At 63.4% G+C, this 21,776-nt stretch carries 21 protein-coding genes and 1 pseudogene; 12 read left to right on the top strand and 10 right to left on the bottom strand.

Annotated elements, in window-relative coordinates:
* Window positions 1-107: 107 nt before the first annotated feature.
* The 6 genes and pseudogenes from AC07XM_RS00390 to AC07XM_RS00365 form a co-directional block, all read right to left on the bottom strand.
* Window positions 108-2,550 (bottom strand): annotated as a pseudogene (locus AC07XM_RS00390) (TonB-dependent siderophore receptor).
* 81 nt (window positions 2,551-2,631) lie between these two features.
* Window positions 2,632-3,612 carry a FecR family protein gene (locus AC07XM_RS00385; protein WP_102689049.1) on the bottom strand — a complete coding sequence of 327 codons (981 nt, stop codon included), beginning with the start codon at window positions 3,610-3,612 and terminating at the stop codon, window positions 2,632-2,634.
* On the bottom strand, window positions 3,609-4,184 hold the full coding sequence (locus AC07XM_RS00380; protein WP_102689048.1) for an RNA polymerase sigma factor: 576 nt from the start codon (window positions 4,182-4,184) through the stop codon (window positions 3,609-3,611). Before AC07XM_RS00380 ends, AC07XM_RS00385 begins: the two co-directional genes overlap by 4 nt.
* Window positions 4,185-4,188: 4 nt before the next feature.
* Window positions 4,189-4,515 carry a DUF3325 domain-containing protein gene (locus AC07XM_RS00375; RefSeq protein WP_016489038.1) on the bottom strand — a complete coding sequence of 109 codons (327 nt, stop codon included), beginning with the start codon at window positions 4,513-4,515 and terminating at the stop codon, window positions 4,189-4,191.
* Complete coding sequence (locus AC07XM_RS00370) at window positions 4,515-6,089, bottom strand: PepSY-associated TM helix domain-containing protein (protein ID WP_102689047.1); 1,575 nt, start codon at window positions 6,087-6,089, stop codon at window positions 4,515-4,517. The genes AC07XM_RS00375 and AC07XM_RS00370 overlap by 1 nt, the downstream gene beginning before the upstream one ends.
* Window positions 6,086-6,391: a DUF3649 domain-containing protein gene (locus AC07XM_RS00365; RefSeq protein WP_016489040.1), complete on the bottom strand. Its 306-nt coding sequence runs from the start codon at window positions 6,389-6,391 to the stop codon at window positions 6,086-6,088. The genes AC07XM_RS00370 and AC07XM_RS00365 overlap by 4 nt, the downstream gene beginning before the upstream one ends.
* 264 nt (window positions 6,392-6,655) lie before the next feature.
* Here AC07XM_RS00365 and AC07XM_RS00360 point away from each other — a divergent pair, with 264 nt between their 5' ends.
* Window positions 6,656-6,940 (top strand): hypothetical protein, encoded by a 285-nt coding sequence (locus tag AC07XM_RS00360; protein ID WP_219735799.1) that lies wholly within the window; start codon window positions 6,656-6,658, stop codon window positions 6,938-6,940.
* 435 nt (window positions 6,941-7,375) lie between these two features.
* On the top strand, window positions 7,376-7,723 hold the full coding sequence (locus tag AC07XM_RS00355; RefSeq protein WP_016489041.1) for an HPF/RaiA family ribosome-associated protein: 348 nt from the start codon (window positions 7,376-7,378) through the stop codon (window positions 7,721-7,723).
* A 65-nt stretch (window positions 7,724-7,788) separates the two neighbouring features.
* Here the strand turns inward: AC07XM_RS00355 and AC07XM_RS00350 are convergent, their stop codons facing one another.
* Together AC07XM_RS00350 and AC07XM_RS00345 are read right to left on the bottom strand one after the other, a co-directional pair.
* Window positions 7,789-8,196, bottom strand: a complete 408-nt coding sequence (locus AC07XM_RS00350) for a response regulator (RefSeq protein WP_016489042.1) — start codon at window positions 8,194-8,196, stop codon at window positions 7,789-7,791.
* Between the two features lie 22 nt (window positions 8,197-8,218).
* Window positions 8,219-8,389, bottom strand: a complete 171-nt coding sequence (locus AC07XM_RS00345; protein WP_016489043.1) for a Flp family type IVb pilin — start codon at window positions 8,387-8,389, stop codon at window positions 8,219-8,221.
* 292 nt (window positions 8,390-8,681) lie between these two features.
* Between AC07XM_RS00345 and cpaB the strand changes: the two genes are divergently transcribed.
* From cpaB to AC07XM_RS00305, 8 genes are read left to right on the top strand one after another with little or no spacing between them, the layout of a single operon-like run.
* On the top strand, window positions 8,682-9,635 hold the full coding sequence (gene cpaB / locus AC07XM_RS00340; protein ID WP_016489044.1) for a Flp pilus assembly protein CpaB: 954 nt from the start codon (window positions 8,682-8,684) through the stop codon (window positions 9,633-9,635).
* An 18-nt stretch (window positions 9,636-9,653) separates the two neighbouring features.
* Entirely contained in the window at window positions 9,654-10,892 is a 1,239-nt protein-coding gene (locus AC07XM_RS00335) for a type II and III secretion system protein family protein (RefSeq protein WP_023047443.1), read from the top strand.
* Window positions 10,889-12,079, top strand: a complete 1,191-nt coding sequence (locus AC07XM_RS00330; protein ID WP_016489046.1) for a CpaE/TadZ family protein — start codon at window positions 10,889-10,891, stop codon at window positions 12,077-12,079. The genes AC07XM_RS00335 and AC07XM_RS00330 overlap by 4 nt, the downstream gene beginning before the upstream one ends.
* On the top strand, window positions 12,076-13,332 hold the full coding sequence (locus AC07XM_RS00325; RefSeq protein ID WP_016489047.1) for a TadA family conjugal transfer-associated ATPase: 1,257 nt from the start codon (window positions 12,076-12,078) through the stop codon (window positions 13,330-13,332). Before AC07XM_RS00330 ends, AC07XM_RS00325 begins: the two co-directional genes overlap by 4 nt.
* Entirely contained in the window at window positions 13,329-14,210 is an 882-nt protein-coding gene (locus AC07XM_RS00320) for a type II secretion system F family protein (protein WP_024717468.1), read from the top strand. Before AC07XM_RS00325 ends, AC07XM_RS00320 begins: the two co-directional genes overlap by 4 nt.
* 2 nt (window positions 14,211-14,212) lie before the next feature.
* Complete coding sequence (locus tag AC07XM_RS00315) at window positions 14,213-15,100, top strand: type II secretion system F family protein (RefSeq protein ID WP_016489049.1); 888 nt, start codon at window positions 14,213-14,215, stop codon at window positions 15,098-15,100.
* Window positions 15,101-15,110: 10 nt separating this feature from the next.
* Window positions 15,111-15,812: a tetratricopeptide repeat protein gene (locus AC07XM_RS00310; protein WP_024717469.1), complete on the top strand. Its 702-nt coding sequence runs from the start codon at window positions 15,111-15,113 to the stop codon at window positions 15,810-15,812.
* A 15-nt stretch (window positions 15,813-15,827) separates the two neighbouring features.
* On the top strand, window positions 15,828-16,091 hold the full coding sequence (locus tag AC07XM_RS00305) for a DUF3613 domain-containing protein (RefSeq protein ID WP_016489051.1): 264 nt from the start codon (window positions 15,828-15,830) through the stop codon (window positions 16,089-16,091).
* A 57-nt stretch (window positions 16,092-16,148) separates the two neighbouring features.
* Here the strand turns inward: AC07XM_RS00305 and AC07XM_RS00300 are convergent, their stop codons facing one another.
* Complete coding sequence (locus AC07XM_RS00300; RefSeq protein WP_102689699.1) at window positions 16,149-16,586, bottom strand: prepilin peptidase; 438 nt, start codon at window positions 16,584-16,586, stop codon at window positions 16,149-16,151.
* 75 nt (window positions 16,587-16,661) lie between these two features.
* Here AC07XM_RS00300 and AC07XM_RS00295 point away from each other — a divergent pair, with 75 nt between their 5' ends.
* Together AC07XM_RS00295 and AC07XM_RS00290 are read left to right on the top strand one after the other, a co-directional pair.
* Window positions 16,662-17,105, top strand: a complete 444-nt coding sequence (locus tag AC07XM_RS00295) for a TadE/TadG family type IV pilus assembly protein (RefSeq protein WP_016489053.1) — start codon at window positions 16,662-16,664, stop codon at window positions 17,103-17,105.
* A complete protein-coding gene (locus AC07XM_RS00290) occupies window positions 17,102-19,747 on the top strand; it encodes a PAS domain-containing sensor histidine kinase (RefSeq protein WP_102689698.1) in 2,646 nt (881 codons plus the stop codon). Before AC07XM_RS00295 ends, AC07XM_RS00290 begins: the two co-directional genes overlap by 4 nt.
* Here the strand turns inward: AC07XM_RS00290 and AC07XM_RS00285 are convergent.
* The gene (locus AC07XM_RS00285; protein ID WP_256596963.1) at window positions 19,732-21,690 is read right to left on the bottom strand and encodes a TadG family pilus assembly protein; all 1,959 of its coding nucleotides are present in this window, start codon (window positions 21,688-21,690) and stop codon (window positions 19,732-19,734) included. The two genes, AC07XM_RS00290 and AC07XM_RS00285, sit on opposite strands and share 16 nt — an antisense overlap.
* Between the last annotated feature and the right edge of the window lie 86 nt (window positions 21,691-21,776).

Below are 21,776 nucleotides of genomic sequence, written 5' to 3'. Positions count from 1 at the left end.
GCCGCTTTGCGGCCCTTTCGCGGCACAAGGCCGCTCCCACAGGGATCATCGTTCCCTTGCAGGAGCGGCCTTGTGCCGCGACAGGGCTGCAAAGCAGCCGCAAATACCTAGAATTCGAAGGTGCTGGACAAACTCACCTGCCGGGCATCCCCAATCGCCACAAAGTACTGGTTCACCGCCGAACTGTAATAAACCTTGTCGAACAGGTTCTTCACGTTCAATTGCAAACGCACGTTGTGCTCATCAAGCTTGGTCTCGTAACTGGCGAACGCGTCGGCCACGGTGTACGACGGCAAGTCGAAAGTGTTGGTCGCGTTGCCCGCCCGCTCACCCACGTAACGCGCGCCTGCCCCCAAGCGCAGATTGTCGCCACCGAACAGGCTGCCGAAGTCGTACACCGCCGACAACGAACCGCTGTGCCTGGCCACATTCTGCAGGCGTTTGCCTTCAAGATCAGGGTCCTTGGTCACCTTGGCATCGGTAAACGCATAGCTGCCGATCAGGCTCCAGCGCTCGCTGAGCTGCCCGGTCAGGTCAAGCTCCACACCCCGTGATGACTTCCCCTGCATTGCTGTAGACGGTCTCGCCGGTTCCGCTGTCGAAATTGGCGACCAGCACGTTGCGCTTGGTAATGTCGAACAGCGCAAGGGTACCGGTCAGGCTACCGGGCATGTCGAGCTTGGCTCCCAGCTCCCAGGACTTGCCCTCTTCGGGTGCGACCGAAGCGTCCAGCACCACACCGCCGGTCAGCGGTGCAATGCTGGAGTTGGGCTTGAACGACTCGCTGTAGCTGCCATAGAACGAGAGCTGGTCATCAACCTTGTAGACGATGCCTGCGTGCGGCACCCATGCCTGGCCGCTGGTATCGGTATTGGCCGTGAACGGCCGGCCACGGCCGGCATACTGGTCGTATTGCTGGAAACGTGCGCCGGCCACCAGTATCCAGTGCTCGTCCAGGTGCAGTGCGTCTTGCATGAACAGTGCATCGGTGCGCAGCTTGTCGGTCTGGTCGCTGTCACTGGCTCGTATGCTGGTGCCTTCCACCTCCTGACCATAAACGGGGTTCAGGTAACTGAAGGTGGAGCGGGCAGTCTGGCGAATGAGGTCGCCGCGATACACTTTGCGGTCTTCATGGTCGACGCCGAACAACAGATCATTCTGCATGCCGGCCAATTCCACATTACCGGCCAGGCTCAGAGTAGCGAACTGGTCGCGGCTCATGGCGTTGTGGGTGCCGTCGATGCTGCGCGTCAGCGTGCCTTTGGCTTCGTTGACGCCGGTCACCCGCACCTGGCTTGCATCATAGGTCTCGCGGTTGAAGCTGTAGCCAAAGTGCAGCTTCCAGTCGTCGGCCAGCTGATGGTCGACTTCCAGGCGGTACAGGTCGGAGCGCCCCTCCATGTCGTTGAACGGCTCGTCCAGGCGGCGCGTGGCGGGGATGTTCAGCGGGTGGCCGTTGCTGCCGAACGCGGTGCCACGGTCGAAGGGGTAGAGAAACTCGCGGTGCTCGTAGGCCAGCACCACCTGCGTGTCTTCGCCCAGCCAGGCCAGCGACGGCGCCACCAGCGATTCGCGGTGCACGCCGTAGTTGCGCCAGTAGTCTTCGTCTTCGTGATCGACGATCAGGCGGTAGGCGAAGTTGCTGTCGCCCAGCGCACCGGTGCTGTCCAGCCCGCCGCCACTGCCGTTCTTGCCGCTGCCGTAGGTCGAGCCACGCACGGTCAGGGCGTTGTACTGCTGCAGTTGTGGGCGCTTGCTGACCACGTTGATCACCCCGCCCGGGTCCTGGATGCCGTACAGCAGCGAGGCCGGCCCCTTGAGCACTTCGACCCGCTCGGTGCTGGCGTTGAGGCTGCGGCCCTGCACGATGGGCATGCCATCGCGCATGATCGAGCCGTCGCGGTTGTCGCCAAAGCCGCGCTTCATCACCGTGTCGGATGTGCCGCCAAAGTTGTTGCCCTGGGTAATGCCGCTGACGTTGGCCAGGGCATCATCGAGGTTGCGCGGGGCTTGGTCGCGGATGACCTGGGCCGGTACCACGTTGATGGCCTGCGGGATGTCCTGATTCGGCCCCTGCCCGCGCATGATCGAAGCGCTGGCCGGGGGCTGGTAGCTGTAGTCGTCCAGCTGCGAGGTTACGTTGGTGGCCTGCAGGTTGAGGGCGCCTGAAGTGTCGGCGGGTTCGAGGGTCAGGGTGCGTGCGTCGACGCGCCGCCAGGCCAGCCCGGCGTTGCCCAGCAGCTGTTGCAGCGCCTGCTCGGCGCTGAACCGGCCATTCAATGCCGGGGCCTGTACACCTGGCAGTTCGAGGGTGTAGACCACGCTCTGGCCGGTGGTGCGGCTGAAGGCGTTGAGCGCCTGGGCCAACGGTTGGGCCGGCTGGGCGAAGGCAAAGGCCTGCAGCTGCTCGGCGGCGCTTGCCAGGGGGGCGACGGCGAAGGCCGGCAGCGCAGCAAGGCCGAGCCAGAGAGGGACGCAACGCGGGGAGAACTTCATGGACGCTGACCTGTGAGAGGGTGATGATTGCGAATGAATCGCACTTTCACTCATTACACGGATGCCACGTCCTGTTACCTCACCCGCTAACTGAAAATATTTTCCCTGTACCGGCCTCTTCGCGGGCACAGGCAACTACCGGATCAAGGTCAAACGCCCGAACACGGTCTGCCGCGAAAAACCCATCACCTTGCCCAGCGAATCCAGCGCCAGCAGCGGCTCGGTCACCGGGAAGCTGCCGCTGACCTTGCGCCGCCCCAGTTCGCCATCCAGCAACAGGATGCGCCCCGGGTAATAGCGCCCAAGGTCTTCGACCACCTGCGCCAGCGGCACCTGGTAATAGTTCAGCCACCCCTGCCGCCAGGCCAGGCGGTTGTCACTGTCCACCACCAAGGTGTCGCCTACCCTGCCTGCGCTGTAGGCCACCTGCTGGTTGGCAGTCAGTTCACCCGCCAAAGTGCCTTGCGCGGGGCTGACCCTGACCCGCCCACTGCGCACTGTCACCTGGGCGCCCTCGCCTTGCTCACGCACCTCAAACTGGGTACCGAGCACTCGCACTTCGCCACCGCCCGCTTCGACCACGAATGGCTCACCGTTATGAGTGACCTCAAAGTATGCCGCGCCATGCAGCAACCGCACACGGCGCTCACCCTGGGCAAAATCGACTGCAATGGCGCTACCTGCATCAAGCGTCACCTGCGACTGGTCGGCCAAGGTCATCTGGCGAATCTGCCCGGCACTGCTGTAGTCAGCCTGCAGCTCCTGCAACCAGTATCCCGGGTGCCAGCCCCCGGCAACGCCCACGGCCAGCATCAGGCAGGCCGCCATCGCCATTGCCGCCATCCGCCGCCACGGGCCACGGGTCGGTGGCCTGGCCATTGCATTGAGGTAGTGCTGCAGGGCGTCCTGTTCTTCGTCGGCCAGTTGCGCGGCCGGAGCGGCGCTTTTCTGCCACAGCGCCTGGGCCTGTTGGTAGGCCTCACGGTGCCCGGGGTCGGCCAGCAACCAGCGCTTGAACGCAGCCCCTTCCGCTTGCGCGGGCTGCTCATTGATGCGGCTGAGCCATTGCAAAGCGGCCTGGGACTGCGCCTCGGTGATCGGGGGCAAACGGCTCATCGACGGGCACTCCCAGGCCGGCGTGGGGTGGGCGCGGGCTCGGCAACACTCGCCTTGCACGCTTCAAGGGCGCGCATCATATGCTTTTCCACGGCACTCTGGGACAGCTGCATGGCCTTGGCGATTTCACCGTACTTGCAGCCGTGGATGCGGTTGAGCAGAAAGATCTGCCGGGTGCGCTCGGGCAAGGCGCGCAAGGCGGCTTCGATGCGCTGCAGGTCGTGGTCGATCTCCAGCGCCTGCTCGGGCGCCTGAGCCATGCCCGTGTCGTCCATTGGCAGCGCGGCTTCTGCCACGCGTTCACGGCTGCCTTCACTGCGCAGGTGGTCGATCGCCAGGTTGCCGGCACAACGCAACAGGTACGTGTCCAGCGCCTCGACCTTGACCTCGGGGCGGCGCCAGAAACGCAGGAACAGCTCCTGGACCAGGTCTGAAGCCGTGGCGCGACAGCCTACACGCCGGCTGACCAGTGCCTCCATGCGCGCACGCTGGGCCAGGAACACCTGGACGAAACGTGCACGCCCGCCCGCGCTGTCGGCCTCGGGCTCGATGATATCCCTCTGCTCGCTCACGGGTTCACACAGCGAACACGGCCAGCAAAGGCCCGAGCACCACACTGGCGGCAGCTGCGCCCAGCAGCAGGCGCGGCTGGTAGGGCAAGCCAAACACCCACACGGTCACCCCCGCCATCATCACCGCCGTCCACTCCACCAAGCCATGGGCCCAACCACGCAGGTGCACGCTGAGGACCAGCGACAGCATCAGCAGCAGCCAACCGGCAACCCGCAACACCCGTAACTGCCCGGGGCGCGGCTTGCGCCCAAGCAGTTCGCTGAAGTGCTTTTCCATGGCCAGGCACAGGGCGACAAAGCCTGCGAATGCAATCAGTGCGTTACCCAGCATCAGCTCACCTGCGCCGTTTCAGTGCCCGGTTTTTGTGCCACGCGTGCTCGCCTGGCTGCCGGTTTGGGGATGCGCAGCATCTTGCCGGCCAGCCAGGCCAGGAACAGGCCGGTACCCAGTGCCGTCAGGTCGAAGCCCGCCATGGCCCAGTCACCCGCCTGCAACGAATGGTTCAGTCCCCGGTCGGTGCCAAGGCCGTTGAGCAGCGGCAACAGGGCAAAGGCCAGCGCACCCAGGGCCAGTTGCTCGCCCCAAGCCCGGCGCCCGCTGCGCAGCACGGCATGCACCAATGACAAGCCCCAGGCGATGAAGAAGGCATTGACCTCCCAATTGGCGCGGCCCTCGATGCCCACCGGAATCAGGCGGTTGGCCCAGAAGAAGCCCGCCACCGCCAGCAACAGCCCGCTCATGCTGGCGATATTGAGCACCTCGACCAGGCGCAACTCACCCGGCATGTGCGGGCGCTTGGCATGTTTGAGTTGGCGCTTGCCCAGCCACATCACCAGCCCGGTGCCGATCACCGCAGTGCCAGCAATGCCAAAAAAGAAGTACAGCCAGCGCAGCCAGGGCCCGGCAAAGTTGCCCATGTGCAACCCGGCAAAGCTGAAGGCGGTCATCATTGCCCCGCTCTCTGGCTTGCCCTGGCTCAGCAGCGCGCCACTGGCGCCGTCAAACGTCCAGTTGGCACTGCGCCGATAAGCCACGTGGTCGGCAGCCGATTGGGTAAAGGTGACGCGGGCATTGCTGTCACCCGGGTTCTGCACCTGGATGTTGCCAATGCGCGCCCCGGGCTGCAGCGCCTGCACCTTGGCATACAGGCTTGGCAGGGCGACCAACGGCGTCGCCAGTTGGGCTGCCTTGGGCGCATCGTCGCGCCCGAACAGGTCGTTGAAGTACTTGCCGGTGTCATTGCCATAGCTGGCCATGATGCCCGCCGGCATCACCATGTACATGAACAGCACCAGGCTGCTGTAGCTGATCATCAGGTGGAATGGCAGCACCAGCACGCCTATGGCGTTGTGCCCGTCCAGCCAGGAACGCTGGCCCTTGCCGGGGCGGAAGGTGAAGAACTCCTTGAAGATCTTCTTGTGGGTGATGATGCCGGTGACCAGCCCCAGCAGCATGATGAAGGCGCAGAAGGTCGACAGCCAGCGGCCAAACGGGTATGGCATCTGCAGCTGGAAGTGGAAACGGTAGAAAAAATCGCCACCACGGCTGTCGCGCGCCTCAACCGGTTGGCCGGTCTGCGTATCCAGGGTTTTGTTGACAAAGCCACGCGGCCCGCCATTGGGATCGCGATAGCCAACGCTCAAGCCCGCCTCGCGCTCGTTGGGCATGCGGATGAACCAGGACGCGGAATGCCCGGCGTTGTCTTGCAGATACTGCTGGGCCTTATCCAGGCTGAGGGCCGGGTCCAAGGCATGACTGCGCACTTCGGGCTGCATCCAGTGGGTAATTTCTTCCTTGAAATACGACAACGTGCCGGTCAGGAAGATGGCAAACAACAGCCAGCCGAAGATCAGGCCGGTCCAGGTGTGCAGCCAGGCCATCGCCTGGCGGAAGCCTTCTTTCATGGGTTTTTCATCCAGTAGGCAACGCCGCTGATCATGGCCAACAGCAGGCTGGGCGCCAACACGCCCAGCCAGGCACGCCAGGCGCTGCGACAGGCAAAGCACCAGATGAATGCCAGCAGGTAAAAGACGAACGACAACAACAGGCCGGTCAGCGTGGCATCGACCGTTGGCAGCGGTACTACCAGGGCAATGCAGACGCTGGCCATGGACGCCAACAGGTAGCCGCCCAATAGCGCGGCCAGGCTGCGTGAGGCAACGGCCAGCCGATAGCTGTGCGGAAGGCCGGCAGTTTTGCGCGTCATGGCAAGGTCCGGATGTTTTCTGGGGGTGCAATAATAATGATTTCAATTCTCATAGGCAAAGAGTTAGCGATGTGCTGCATGTTCTGGCCCTATCGCCGGCAAGCCAGCTCCCACCGGTACTGCACAGGGCTTGAAGACAGCGGGCTTCTGTGGGAGCTGGCTTGCCGGCGATAGGGCCGGTGGAGATTGGCGAGCACTTTGCCCTGCAATACAGTGCGAACAATTCTTACTACTATTTGCGCTACACAGCGGCGGAGTATCACGGTGCCCAGCGCGCTCACATCCACGGTCGAAGGCCTGTACCGCGCCCATCACAACTGGCTTACCCGGGTGCGGCTGTTCGAAGGTGAACTGGCGCTGCAAGTGGCCAACGATCCCCGACGGTCTCGGCGCTCGACCACAATGCGGGCGCCTGGGTCGACGGCATGCTGGTGGCCTCGCAGATGCGCCTGGCGGATTTCCGGGTCGTATCCGCTGGATGACAGTGAGCGCATCCTGCAAATGCTGGAGGTAGCACTGCCGGTTCGGGTGCGGCGCTTCACCCGGTAGTGGGTGATGGTGGATGTGGGGTGAGGGCTACCAGGTGACCGCCGCGGGTTTTGCAGGGGGCGTAGATCGAGCGCCGCCCGCGCGGCGCTCGATCTCACAGGCGACAAAAAATTCATGGCGAAAACACCCGCAAAAAAAAAGATCAAATCAACTGAGCCATTTTCCCAACCTTGCGTGACAGACATGGCAGCCCCCTCTCTCAGGACCCGACCCATGCCGTTGCGCCCCAGCCCCCTCGTCCACGCCCTGCTGCTCACCACATCGCTCGGCGTGGCCACGCCTGCCAGCCCCATTTGCAACAAGAAATTTATTTTCAAAAAGGGCTTGAATTCGGTCCGCGGTTGCCTGACCTTAGAGTCAAGAGGCGCAGAAATTCCAAGGGTCTCAAGGACCTGAGCGCGTCTCCATGCGAGCAAGCTGAATAAGGATTGAATCATGCAAATCCAGGTCAACAGCAGCAACCATTTCGAAAGCAACGCCCGTCTCGACCAGTGGGTCCGCAGTACACTGCAAAGCTCCCTGGAACGTTACGAAGAAGACCTCACCCGCATCGAGGTTCACCTGCGCGACGAGAACGGCGCCAAGCCCGGACCGCATGACAAACGCTGCCAGATGGAGGCTCGCCCCAAAGGCCACCAACCGATTTCCGTGACCCACACTGCCACTTCGGTGGACCAGGCAGTCGACGGTGCCGCCACCAAGCTCAACCACGCGCTGGAACACTTCTACGGCAAGCTGCGCAGCAAGCGCGGCGCCCTGGAACTGAGCGACCCGGACGCCTGACCGCACAATGAAAAACGCCCGGCCAAGTGCCGGGCGTTTTTATTAAAGGCCATTGAAGGCCTTCCTCAACTCACTACCCTCAGCTTTGGTACGGGGAACAGGTTCTCCAGGGTTTTCAGCAAACGCGCGTGATAAAGCGGCTTGCGGAAAAAATCCACCACCTGCAGGTGCAGCATTTCACTGACGTCATCCACGTCGGCCTGCCCGGACATGACAATCACCGGCAGGTGCTGGCGGGCCGTGTGATTGCGCATGCGCCTGATCAGACCAATGCCGCTTTCCTCCGGCATACGCAGGTCGGTGATCACCAGGGCAACGTCCGGATGACGGGTAAGCTGTTGCAAGGCAACCTGTACCGATGTCGCGGTCAGGCAGGCGAAGCCTTCATTTTCGAGAAGTTCGGCCAGCTCCAGCAGAGCGTCCTGCTCGTCATCCACCAAAAGGATCTGCTGGCGCGAGAAAGCGTTCTGCATGGCGTTGGCTCCTGCTCACCGGTCAAAGGGCATTTTTGATCGTGGTGAAGGTGGTGTTGACGGCCGTGGAGATGTCGCCAACGAAGGCGGCCAGCACCACTGCGACCATCGTCGCGATGACCGCGTATTCGATACCGGACGCACCGTCCTTGCGATGCAGGAAGGTCATGCAATGCAGAATGAACAGTTTCATGTCTCAGCTCCTTGCGGCACATGCCGGCGATTGCGGTATCAAAGTGACACCTATTTGCCATCAAAGAATCGCCAAGCTGAGGCGGACTGCAAATGTATCAAAGGATTAATCACAAAGGATTAGCTCAAGAGAATTAACACCCGCAATACTGCTAACCCTCTGTATTGCCTCGACTTAATCACAATTCCAAAAAAAAGCCCTCACGCTCATGGCAAATGGCAATGGCTGCGCTACCGTCCTATAGCGAAATAGTGACTTTTTGCCATCAGTTGCAACGTGCAGGGAGGCCGAGATGAGCAGTCGCTTGACCCTAGCCTTGGCTGCTTTCTTCCTGCTGGCAGCGCTGTTGGCCGGCTACTGGGGTGTTGTGCTGAGCCGCCCGGCGGCCACGCCCGCACCGGTTACCCCTGCGGCCGAACAACCGATTGCAGCCGTTGCCCCACCCCCCATCACTCCACCGGAGCCACCGCGTACGGCCGTGGTCGTCCTGCGCAAGGCTTTACCCGCCAATACGCCGGTCAGTGAAGACGATGTGCTGATCGAGCGCCTGCAGGTTGCCCCCACCGGGGCCTACCAGCAAACCGCCCAGGTGATCGGGCGCACCAGCGCCAGGCCACTTGCAGCGGGCACCTGGCTGGATGAGTCCAGCTTCCAGGCTGGCGGGCCGCTGGCGCGGATGATCCGTGCCAACGAGCGGGCGGTGGCAGTCGGTGTGGACGAAGTGGTCGGCGCCGCCGGCCAACTGCGCCCAGGCGACTACGTGGACGTGTTGCTGTTCCTGCGTGAAGAGCCCAACAACCCGCAATCCTCCGCCCAAGTGGTGCTGCCGGCCTTGCGCGTGCTCAGTGTCGGCGACCAGACGGGCCTGGCCAACGACGGCCGCCCGGCGCAGACCGCCGAAGAGCAAAAGGCCCGGCGCGAACAAGCCAGTATGAACAACGGCACAGGTACCCGCACCGTGGCGCTGGCAGTGCCGGAGGCCTTGGCCAGCCGTTTGATGCTGGCTGCCCAGGCTGGCACCTTGCGCCTGGCCGTGCGCAGTGCCGATGAGCAGCGCCTGGCGCGGTACTGGAACGAGCCCGGTGCCCAACCGCAGGTGGAGGCCGCCAACCGCGAACTCTACCGCTTCAGCCAGCTCTCCCAGTCGCCGGTGGCCAACGCTGCCAGCCTGGCGACCAGCAAACCCACACCCGCCATGCACATCATCCGTGGCGCACAGGCTGACGATACGAATAAAACCCCCTGACCCGGCAAGGATGCAGCGATGCGTAGTTCCTTTTTGAGACAAGCATGTTGTACCGGGCTGCTGGCCGCGCTGTTGCCCCAGGCCCAGGCAGCGGGCAAAGGCTGCGAGGCGATCAGTCAGCTCCCTTCGGTCATCGAGATAGACCAGGGCCTGCAGCAGGAACTGCGCCTGCCACTGGCGATCAGCCGGGTTGCCGTAGGCGAGCCCAAGGTGGCCGATGTGCAGGCCAGCGGTGACCGCGGTGTGGTGATTACCGCAGTGGGCCAGGGCAATACCACGTTGATGCTGTGGACAGCATGCGCCCCGTCACCGCACCGGGCCATGGTATTCGTCAAAGGCCGGGCCAGTGCCGACATGGCCGAAGACAGTTTTTTGCCATCGCAGGATGCACAACTGATCAGCCAGGTGCAGGCCGATATCCGTTTCGTGGAAGTACGCCGAAACAAGTACAGAGAAGCTGGCGCACGGCTGTTCTTCAAGGGTTCGAACAACAGCCTGATCGGTGCGCCTGGAACAGTGCCTAACACCTCTGTATCCCCAGGTTCGGTACCCATTGCGAACCCGGAGATCCCGCTCACAGAGAACGTCTTCAACATCGTCTGGGGCGGCGGCAGTAGCCGCTTCCTTGCCATGATCAACGCACTGGAAAGCAGCGGCTTCGCCTACACGTTGGCCCGCCCGAGCCTGACCGTACTCAGCGGCCAGACCGCAAGCTTCCTGGCGGGTGGCGAAATTCCGATTCCAGTCCCCAGCTCGGGCAGCGACAACGTGTCCATCGAATACAAGGAGTTCGGCGTACGTCTGGCGCTGACACCAACCATCATCAGCCCCGGCAGGATCACCCTCAAGGTGGCGCCGGAGGTCAGCGAGCTGGACTACAGCAACGTAGTAACCATCGCCGGCACGCAAGTGCCGGGTTTGACCGTAAGACGCACCGACACCAGCATTGCCCTTGCCGATGGCGAAAGCTTCATCATCAGCGGCTTGGTCAGCAGCAACACCAGGTCCGATGTCGACAAACTGCCTGGCCTCGGTAACCTCCCAATCCTGGGCGCATTCTTCCGGCAATCGACGCTCAAACGCGAAGAAACCGAACTGCTGATGATCGTAACTCCACACCTGGTCCAGCCGCTGGCCGCCAACGCGCGGCTGCCGGAACTGCCGGGTGAGAACTTGCGCAACTACGACCCCAGCTGGGGGCGCCTGTTCTTCCTGGAAAACGGCAACTTTGATGGCAAGGGTGGGTTATCCCAATGAACGAGAGCCTGAACCCCACCTTCCTCGCCATCACCCGCAATGAAGAGGACCTGCACTGGCTACAGGGCGCACTGGCGCCGCAAGGCCAGGTGATCGGTGCCACTGCCGGCAGCCTCGACGAGCTGCTGGCGCTGGTCAACGCCACCTTCAGCAACCTGATGTTCATCGGCCTGGACCGCGAACAGCTGGTCAGCCAGTGCGCCTTGATCGAGGGGGTGCTGGAGGCCAGGCCGATGTTGGCGATTGTCGCCCTTGGCGATGGCATGGACAACCAACTGGTGCTGCATGCCATGCGCGCAGGCGCCCGCGATTTCGTCGCCTATGGCTCACGCCCCAGCGAAGTGGCCGGGCTGGTGAGGCGCCTGGGCAAGCGCATGCCGGCGGTGACCAGCAACCCCAGCCTTGGCGGGCTGACCGTGCTGTTCGGTGTGCAAGCCAATGCAGACGGCGCATTGCTCACCACCCACCTGGCCCGGGTGGTGCAGGAGAGCGGCCAGCAAACCCTGCTGCTGGACCTGGGCCTGCCGCGTGGCGACAGCCTGGCGCTGCTCGGCCTGGAGGCTTCGTTCTTTTTCGGCGACGCCCTGCGCCACCTGCGCCGCCTCGACACCACACTGATCGACAGCGCATTCACGCGCGACAAGAAAGGCTTGCGCCTGCTCACTTACGCCGAGGCCGACGACCCGCTGCAACAAACCAGCGCCGCCGAGCTGTACATGCTGCTCAGCGCCCTGCGCCAGCACTTCCAGCACATTGTCGTGAACCTGACTGGGCATGCCGACAGCGAAGCCCTGCGCACGTTGGTGAGCCATTGCGACAAACTGATCGTCTACACCGACCAGAATATCCTCGACTGCCGGCGCAACCTTGAAGTGCTCGACCTGTGGCGTGACCACGGCATGAAGCTGGAGCACGCCAGCCTGCTGGTGGACCGCTACCTGAGCAACGTTGCACCCGATGCCGATACCCTGGCCAAACGCTACGGGCTGCCCTTGCTCAAGGCCATCCCCTACAGCCCCGAAGTGCGCCTAAATGTGAAGAACCAGGGCCTGAGCCTGTTCGAACTGGCCCCGCGTGAAAACCTCACTCAAGCCCTGCGCAGCCTCGGCGAACGCCTGGCACGGCGCTCGGAAAACCTCGCACCACCCGCCTTCACCTGGCTGCGTCGGCTTTGGGGGAGCAAATGAGCAATGACCAACCCTTTGGTGGCCAGCAACACGCCTCCGGCGACCCCTACGCGCTAAAGCGTGCACTGCACCGCTTTGCCATCGACGCCATCGAGGACAGCGGCCGCAACCTGCTCGAAGGCGCCCGGCCAGCACTGACCCAGTTCGTGCTGGAGCAGGTGGGCGATTACGTCGCGCGCCTGCGCCTGGCCATGTCGCGCTACGAAATGGAGCGCCTGGCCGAAGAGCTGGTAGATGAGCTGACCGGTTTCGGCCCGCTGGAAGTGTTGCTGCGAGACCCCACCGTTACGGAAATCCTGGTCAACGGCCCCCATCGGGTGTTCGTGGAACGGGCGGGCCTGTTGCAACAGACCGACCTGCGTTTTATCGACGCTCACCATGTGGAGCGGGTGATGCAGCGCATCCTCGCGCCGCTTGGCCGGCGCCTGGATGAATCCTCGCCAATGGTCGACGCGCGCATGCCCGACGGCAGCCGGGTGAATGCGATCATTCCGCCTGTGGCGCTGGACGGCCCGTGCCTGTCGATCCGCAAGTTCCGCCAGGACATGCTCAAGAGCGCCGACCTGCTGGCCACACGCGCCATCGACCAGTCCATCTTCGACTTCTTCGAACGCGCCGTGGGCAAACGTTGCAACATCCTGGTCAGTGGCGGTACCGGCACCGGCAAGACCACCCTGCTGAACATCCTCAGCCAGATGATCGCGCCCCGCGAACGCCTGGTAACCATCGAAGACGTCGCCGAGCTGCAGCTGCACCATCCCCACGTGGTGCGCCTGGAAACCCGCCCGCCGAATGCCGAAGGGCATGGCGAAATCAAGGCCAGCGAACTGATCCGCAACGCCCTGCGCATGCGCCCAGACCGCATCATTCTGGGCGAGATCCGCGGCAGCGAAGTGCTCGACGTGCTCACTGCGATGAACACCGGCCACGATGGCTCGATGAGCACGGTGCACGCCAACACCGCACAGGATGCGCTGCTGCGCCTGGAAACCCTGGTCGGCCTGAGCGGCCGGCAGATTGCCGAGAAGACCTTGCGGCAGATGGTCTGCGCGGCGCTGGATGTGGTGATCCAGCTGACCCGCCTGCCCGACGGCCGACGCTGCGTCAGCGAGGTGCTGGAAGTGGTCGGCGTGCGCGATGAGGTGTACGTGACCAACACCCTGTTCCGCCTCGATCGTCGTGGCGGCGATACCTTTCTGCGCGAAGCACCCAACCCGGCGGGCAGCAAGCTGCGCGCAGAGGGCGTGCTGTGACCGGCCCCTTGCTGCTGGCGCTGTCCCCGCTGCTGCTGGGCGTCGCCCTGCTGCTGTTGCGCCGTAGCCTGTACAAGCGGCACGAAGAACGCATCCTGCAACGCCTGGGGCGGGCGTTCAGCATTGTGCGCAATGGCACCGTCCGGCGCGAATGGCTCGACGCCCTGCTGCAGCGCGCCGGCTTGGGGGCTGTCGACATCGAGCCACAGCGCTGGTTGCTGGCGTGGCTGGGCGTGGTGCTGCTGGGGCTGATCGCCGCCGGCTGGGTGGCCGCATTGATGCTGCTGGTCGGCCTGCCAACCCTTGCGTACCTGATCCTGAGCTGGCAAAGCCGCCGGCAGATGCGGCAAATCGTCGACCAGTTGCCTGGCCTGCTGGACTACAGCGTGCGCAGCCTCAAGGCCGGCCGCACCCTCAATGACGCGGTGCTGGGCGGTATCGACAGTAGCCGCGATCCCCTGCGCTCAGCCATGGCGCGGGTGCGGCGCAACGTACAGTTGGGCGTGGCGCTGGAGGATGCTGTGAGCGAGCTGGCCGAACTGCACAAGCAGGACGAACTGCGGCTGTTCGCCCTTGGCTTGCGCATCAACCAGCGTTACGGCGGCAATGCCAGCGAGCTGATGGAAAACCTGATCAAACTGATCCGCGAGCGTGAACAAGGGGCGCGTCAGCTCAAGGCGATGACCGGCGAGACCCGCATCACCGCGATCATTCTCGGCTCCTTGCCGCTGGCGATGGTCGGCTACTTCCTGATGGCCAACCCGCATTACCTGCTGGCCATGTGGCGGGACAGCAGCGGCCAGATGATGCTGTTGCTGGCCTTTGCCCTGCAGGTGCTCGGTTGCCTGGTGCTGTGGCGAATGATGAGGAGCCTGTGACCATGGCCTTGCTGATCTGCGCCCTGTGCCTGTTCATTGCCGCCAGCCTGTTTGGCCTGCAGGTCATTCGCCAATGGCGAGCGCGGGTACTGGTGACCCGACGCCTGCAGGGGCGACTAACCCGCGACGAACGCCTGGGCGACTGGCTGCACTGGCTGGGCAGCAGCGCGTGGGGGCAGCGCTTGCAAAGATTCGACGGCGAAAGCCAGGCCCTGCTCGAACGTATCGGCTGGCGCCGCAGCCGCCAGCGCGCCCTGTTTGCCGCTGTTCAGCTGGGCCTGCCGCTGTTGGCCGTGATGCTGACACTGCTGTTGCAACAGGGGTTCAAGGGCAGCGCGGCAGCCGGCTGGGTGGTCTGGCCATTGTGCGCGCTGGGCGTCGGTTACCTGCTGCCCAAGCGCCTGCTGGCCGTGGCTGCGGCACGTCGCCAGCAGCGCATCGCCGAAGAAGTCAGCCTGATGATCCCCTTGCTGCGGATTCTTTTCGAGACCGGCCTGGCCGTCGAGCAGGCACTGCGTGTGCTGAGCCAGGAAGGCCGAACGCTGATCCCGCACATCAGCGCAGAGTTGCGCCAGGTGCTGCAACGGGTGGATTCAGGCATGGCGCTGGGCCCGGAGCTGGAAAAAGTCGCCCAGCTGCTGGCTGTGGATGAGTTCACCGATACCTGCGTGATCCTGCGCCAATTGCTGGCACAAGGCAGCGGCGCGATGAAGTCGCTGCAGGCACTGAAGGCGCTGCTCGACGACCGTCGCCTGACCCGCCTGCAAGAACGGGTATCGATGATGTCGGCAAAGATGTCGGCAGTGATGATGGTGTTCCTGTTTCCGGCCTTGCTCATTGTCCTTGCCGGGCCAGGCTTTTCTGCATTGGCGCGGGCGTTGAGCCCATGAGGACTGAATGATGAAGACAATCCTGTTGTGCGCAAGCCTGGTGTTGCTGACCGGATGCGCCGGGCAACAGCCGGAAGGGCTGCGCCAGTTGTTCGCCACCGCCAGTTGCAGCAAGCCTGACGCCGACCAGCAACTGTCATTGAACCTGGCAGACGAAATGCTCAACGACGGGCGCCCACACGCCAGCCTGGCCCACCTGCAGCAACTGCCGGACACCTTCGAACAGGTTCGCCTGCGCAAGGCCAAGGTGTCACGGCTGCTTGGCCTCAGCGAGGCCGAACCTTTGTACCGCAGCCTGCTGGGCGGTTGCCTGGCCGCCGAAGGCGAACATGGCCTTGGCCAATTGGCCTCGGCCCGGGGCGACGACGTCCAGGCCCTGCAGAACCTCCAGCGGGCAGTAAGGCTCGCGCCTACCGATGAGCGAGTGCGCAACGACCTTGGCGTGGTGCTGATGAACCTGGGGCGCTATGAGCAGGCGCGCTTCGAGTTGCTGACGGCCATCGAACTGAAAGACGACAACCCGCTGCCTGCGGTCAACCTGGTGACCTTGGCGCTGGTGCAGGACAACTGGCAGCAGGCCACCGACCTGGTAGGCCGGCTGCAGCTCAAAGCGGGGCAATTTGCCGAAGCCCAGGCACGCGCCAGCAAGATCAAGGCCGGCGGCCGAGGCCCGATCGCATCGGCCAGGGCCCCGGACATGATGGTCAATTGATACACGGAGGTGATCATGATCAGGTACGTGATGCTACTGGCCTGCTGCGTAGGCAGCGCGACTTTGATGGCCGAGCAATACCCGCCCCATGCCGCTCCGGACGAAACGGCCACCGAACGGCTGTTGCGCGTGCAGTCCAGCGGCGAGCAGGCATCCAGGCGCCTGCAGGTGCAAACCGCGCGGGAGCGTGACCAGTCCATGCAGCGCTGGCTGGATACCTACAAGTATGAAATCCCCGACTTCTACCGCTGGACCAAGATGGCAGAGCGCAATAATTAGTTCGCGGGTATTTTTGCGTCGCCTGTTAGATCGAGCGCCGCCCGCGCGGCGCTCGATCTAACAGGCGACGCGATACTCAAGCCAGGCAAGCGAAACGGCAAAACCGGCCAGCAAAAAAGGCGCAAACGGCCTTTTCTCCCCCGGCTGGCGTGCCCTGCGCCGTACCATTTGCCACACAACCAGTGCCACACCGGCACCCATAAAAGTGCCGAGTACGTGGGCCAGGCTGCTGGCCAGGGCCAGTGCGCCGAGCAGCTTGACGTCGCCAGCCCCGAATTGGCCCAGCATATAGCCGGGCAGCGTCAGCAGCAGCACGATGACGAAAGCCAGCGCGGCATCGCTGCCCGGGGCACCGAGCCAACTGTGCCCGGTGGCCAGCAACCAGGCCAGCGCACAGGCGGCAGCACCCAGCGTCAGGACATTGGAAATCTGCCGTTCCCAGGCATCCTGCCCCGCGCACAACACAAGCCAGACAAGCACTGCAAGGCTATGCATAGGCAAATGGCCATCCCTGTTCGTCGATCGGTTCTATGCTGTTACTCAGGATTCATGGTCAGGGTAGACGCAATCATGAAAGCAGGCCCGGCAAAACGGCAAAACGGCGCAGCGGCCATTGAGTTCGCGGCCGTATTCATGATCTTTTTCGCGGTGTTCTACGGCCTGGTCAGTTACACCTTGCCGATGCTGATGCTGCAGTCATTCAACCAGGCCAGCGCCGAAGCCGTGCGCCGTTGCGTGGCCCTGGACCCGAACAGCGCCAGCTACAGCACCGATGTGCAAACCCTGGCCCATCAGGTCATCAGCCAACAATTACAGTGGATGCCCTCCGCGTTCAACTTCCAGCCCGCCAGTGACGCGCAGGTAACCCTGGGCGCCAACAAATTGCTGACCGTGACCATCAATTACCCCAAAACGAAACTGACCAACGTGCTGCCGATGCTGGTACTGCCACTGATCGGTGAAGTACCGCGCCTGCCCGACCGCCTGCGGGCCGAAGCGAGCTTGCAGCTGTGAGCGGGTTGTTCGAGCGCTGGCTGGGCGGCCAGGCCACCGAGCACGCAGCGACGGCCCCGCAAGCGGTGGGGCTGCAACTTTGGCTGGATGACCAAGGGCACGTGCTGCGCCTTGCTGGCCCACTGCGCACGGTGCTCCCTGCGAGTTCGCACAGCGCCCCCCGTGTGCATGACTACCTGCAACGGCACAGCTGGCTGGTGCTTGAAGGCCCCCCTGCCGACTGGCAGGGGCAACCGCTGGACCTCGACTTCGCGACCGTACACGGCCCTGCCCTGCACACCCGCGGCTGGCTCCAGCGCCAGGCAGATGGCTGGCTGCTGCAGTTGTTCGATATCGGCGACCTGCTGGGCGAGCACGAGCAACAAGGCCATCGCCTGACGCAACAGGCACTGGCAGCCGCGCTTGGCCGCGCCCTGCGTGACTGCGACGAAGACCGCCTGATGGTGACAGCCACCGATCAACTGAAGCACCTGGCTGAGCACTGGCAGGCGGGCTCTCTGCGTCTGATGCTACTGGGCGATGGCGGCTGGTACACCTACACCAGCAGCGACAACGACTGGCCCTGGGCCGATGACGAGCGGTTGCGCCCCTGGCTACAAACGCTACCGCCACGGGGCCGAGAAGTGGCTGCCGGAAACCCGCTGTTGCAGTCATCGTGTGCCGGCTTGCCATTGCTGGCCGTGCCCTATCTGCACGGCCATACCGTGCAGGCCTGGTTGCTGTGCGCAGGGGCACAGCGGCCGCCTGCTAGCGAAACGGTTGCGGCCCTGCTGCAAGCGCTGATCGAACCCCTGCTCAGTCGCCTGCGCCAGCACCAGTTGCGGCAACGTTCACGCCACCTGGATGAACTGCAACAGCAATTGGGGGCCGGCTGGTGGTCATGGCCCCTGCAAGGGCCGCTGCAATTCGACCCCGCCCTGGCCTTGCGCCTGGGTTTACCGGCCGAAGCCACCGCAGAGCAATGGCTAGGCCGGATACACCCGGCCGATCGCGAAGCCGCACGCATGGCATTGGAACAACTGCGCGCAGGCATTGCGTTGAACCTGAACCTGCGCCTGCTGCCAGCCAACCGCCTGGCAAGCCCGCGCTGGCTACAGTGGGCAGGCCAGCTGCAAGGCCGTCAGGTTCAGGGGTTTGTGCTCGATATCAGCGCGCTGAAAGCCCAGGAACTACAGGCCGGGGCCGCGCGCGCCCGGCTCGAAAACCTGATCGCCAGCTCGCCCGCAGTGATTTACGTCCAGCGCTATGCCGAAGGTGCACTGCACAGTGAATTTTTCAGCGCCAGCCTGATGCCGCTGCTGGGCTGGCCCAAAGACAGTGAACTGGCGCGCCACCCTGCTCAGGCCGTGCATCCCGACGACCACCCGACGTGGCTCGAACGCACCCGTACGCTGCTGCGCGATGGCCAGGTACGCTGCCGCTATCGCCTGCGCGATCACCTTGGCGGTTACCACTGGATACTGGACGAAGCCCGCCTGCTGCGTGACGACCTGGGCCAGCCTGTGGAGGCTGTCGGGCTGTGGCTCGACGTCAGCGAATTGACCGAGGCGGCCGAACGTGTGCGCCAGAGCGAGGAGCGTTACCGGGTGCTGGTAGAGGACTCGCCAGCCATGATCTGCCGCTATCGCCCAGACCTCGAGCTGCTGTTTGGCAACCACCCGCTTGCCGAACAGCTGGAATGCGCGCCGCAACAATTGACGGGCATGAACCTTGATCAGTGGCTGTCCGACAGCCAACGGGCGGCCTTTCTCCAGCGCCTGTCTATGTTGACGCCGGCGCAGCCGTTGGCCAGTGCCGAAATCTGCCTGCAATTGCCCGGACGCAGAACAGCCTGGTGGGTGTGGGCCGAGCGTGGCCTGTTCGATGAGCACGGTCAGTTGCAGGAAGTGCAGGCGGTGGGGCGCGATAACACAGCGGTACGCCACAGCCAGCAGCAACTGCTGCAAGGGGCCAAGATGGCCACGCTGGGCGAATTGGCAACGGGCTTCGTGCATGAAATCAACCAGCCGCTGGCGACCATGCGCCTTGCGCTGGTCAATACCCTCAAACGCCTGGAAAGTGGCGTGGTCGATGCCGAGTATGTGGCGGGCAAGCTGCAGCGGATCGATGCCCAGGTCGAACGCATTGCGCGCCTGGTCGAGCATCTGCGCACCTATGGGCGCCGGTCCGAGGTAGAACAGCAGGTGTTCGCCGCCTGGGTGGCGGTGCAAGGTGCGCTGGGGTTGCTGGCTGAGGGGTTGAGCGGCAAAGGCGTGGCCTTGCTTGTTGAAGAGCCAGACCTGTGCCCGGAAGTACTGGGCCATGAGGACCAGCTCGAGCAGGTGCTGATCAACTTGCTGGTCAACGCCCGGGATGCGTTGCTCGAACGGAGGGTTGCCAAGCCGCGGATCAGCGTGAGCCAGCGCGTCGAGGACGGGCAGCTGTGCCTGTTGGTGGAAGACAACGGCGGCGGTATCGACCCACGCCTGCTCGAACGCATCTTCGAACCGTTCTTCACCACCAAGGCCGCCGGAGCGGGCACCGGCTTGGGCTTGTCGGTCAGCCACAGTATCGTCGAAGCCATGGGCGGCCGGCTCGAAGCGCACAACCGCAACGAAGGTGCGTGCTTCCAGGTCTGGTTGCCCGTCTACAGCGCCAGCTGAGCACGGCCGCCGGAGCAACTGAGGTTGGCCCCGACTTCGGCGTTGACCAGGTCGATGCCGAGGACCTTGAGCAACACGTTGACCAAGGGGTCCAGCAACGGGCTGAGCAGATTCTTGATCAAGGGTTCGACGATGCCTTTGACGCCGCCAAGGACGTTGCCGACGATTACCAGTACTTCACCGAGGCCGCTGTTTGCAGTGGGTTTGTAGGCTTCCAGCTGTATGCCTTGCAAGGTATCGGTGAGGCTGCCGACTACGTTGCTGTTGGCGGTTTGCATGCTCTGGTACACCGAGGGAAGGCCGATGTTCGGCGGCGTGCTGTTGGGGGCCTGGAACACCAGCGGGCGTTCGACCGCTCCGCTGCCCAGCACCTTGCTGTTGACGCGCAGGCCCAGGCCGCCACCAGCGAAGGGGCTACGTGCATCACAGATCGCAGGCAGTATGAGCAGCCGGGTGCAGCGTTTGGTCCCGATGTCGACCAAAGGCAACGCTTTGACAACGGTGGTGCCACTGGTAAAGAACGCGTCCACGGACTCAAAACGCCCCACCGCAATCTTGGCGGCTGAACTCTGAGTCTGAGTCGTCAAACGTTTGGGTGAGCAACTGAACGTTTCAGGCGATAACGGGTTGAGCCGCGTCGTCGCTTCTGCCACTTCAAGACCGATGTCCAGCGACAGCTTGTCCGGGACCAGGATTATATCGGTGACCGTACACGGCACGCCGACCAGGCATAGCACCGATTGCAATGTACTGGCGAGGTTCAGGCTGAGCAGATTGTTAAGCACATTGGTGATCGGCCCGACGAGATCCAACACGGCATTGAGCAACCCAAGCACCGAGTTGAGCAAAGGCAAATCCAGCGAAATCATCGCCCGCACCTGTGCGGTATGCACCCGCAGCTCATCGGTACGCGGGTCTCCCACCGCAGAAATCTGCTGCGGCTCGATCACTTTCAACCGTACCCGACCATTGACCAGCCCCAGCACGCTGATTGGCAAATCCACCGTTGCCGCACTTTCGCTGACCGCCAGCTGGATTACCCCCTGCACCAGTTGCAGCAATTGAATGCTGGCATCCAGCCCGGCCTGCGCTGTGCCGTTCTGAATATCGAGCAAGTCCCCCAGTTGCAATAACGTGCTGTTGCTGGCGCCCAGTGCCACCTTGCCCAGGTTGGTCACCACATCTGCCGCCGCACCACTCTGCTGCAGTACTTTTACCGCCGCTTGCAGCAACTGGGTAGCGGTGGCATCGGCAGTGAGCAGTTGCTGGTAGTCGCCCGCCTTGAGCTTGAGATCGATGGCGAGTTGGTCAAGGTAGCTAAGCAGAATGAGCTGGGTACTGGCGATGCCTTGCCAGCCGGCCACATCAAGCTGAACCTTACCACCCAGGGCGCCGAGAAGAGCGTTGAGCAAAACCGACTGCCGCGAGTCGACGGTCGCCAGCGTGGTACGAATACTCAACATCGCCTGCGGCGGCAGAGGCGACGATGCCACGGCATGCGCGTGCAAGGTCGTGGTCAACGGCACGCCATTGCCCTGCGCCAAGGTGTACACCCCCGCAGCAAAACTGGTGGGCACCGTATTGCTGACATCCACCCGTATGGCTTCATTGCGAGTGTTGTCACTGGTGAAGGTTCGCAAGCTGTTGGCGCCAGTCTGCAAGTACCCGCAACTGGCCGTTAGCGGGTTGCTGGCCGCATGGCCGTTGCGTGTGGCGGCGGCCTGGGCAATCGCGGTCGCCTGTGGCCCGCTGCCGGTGCACACGGCAAACTGGCCTGCCGCCTCCAGCGCCGACATGTCGGCAATGCGCTGCAGCTTGCGCTGTTCAAGAAACAGGCGGCCGCTGTCAATCACCACCAGCATGAACAGCAGGGCAAGGCCCAGGGTAACCACCGCCATTAGGCCGATTGCGCCACGCTGACGGGCAGCAGATGAGGGAACCACGGGCACTCCTTTGCCGGCCATTGGCCATGCGTCGCGGCTGCGATTCAAGGAGTGTAGTTACGATAATGGCTAATTGCCCACCAGGA

Source organism: Pseudomonas sp. GW460-LB5, from assembly GCF_059423245.1.
The sequence above is the reverse complement of the archived record's forward strand: the minus strand, read 5'-3'. Positions and strand labels throughout refer to the sequence as shown.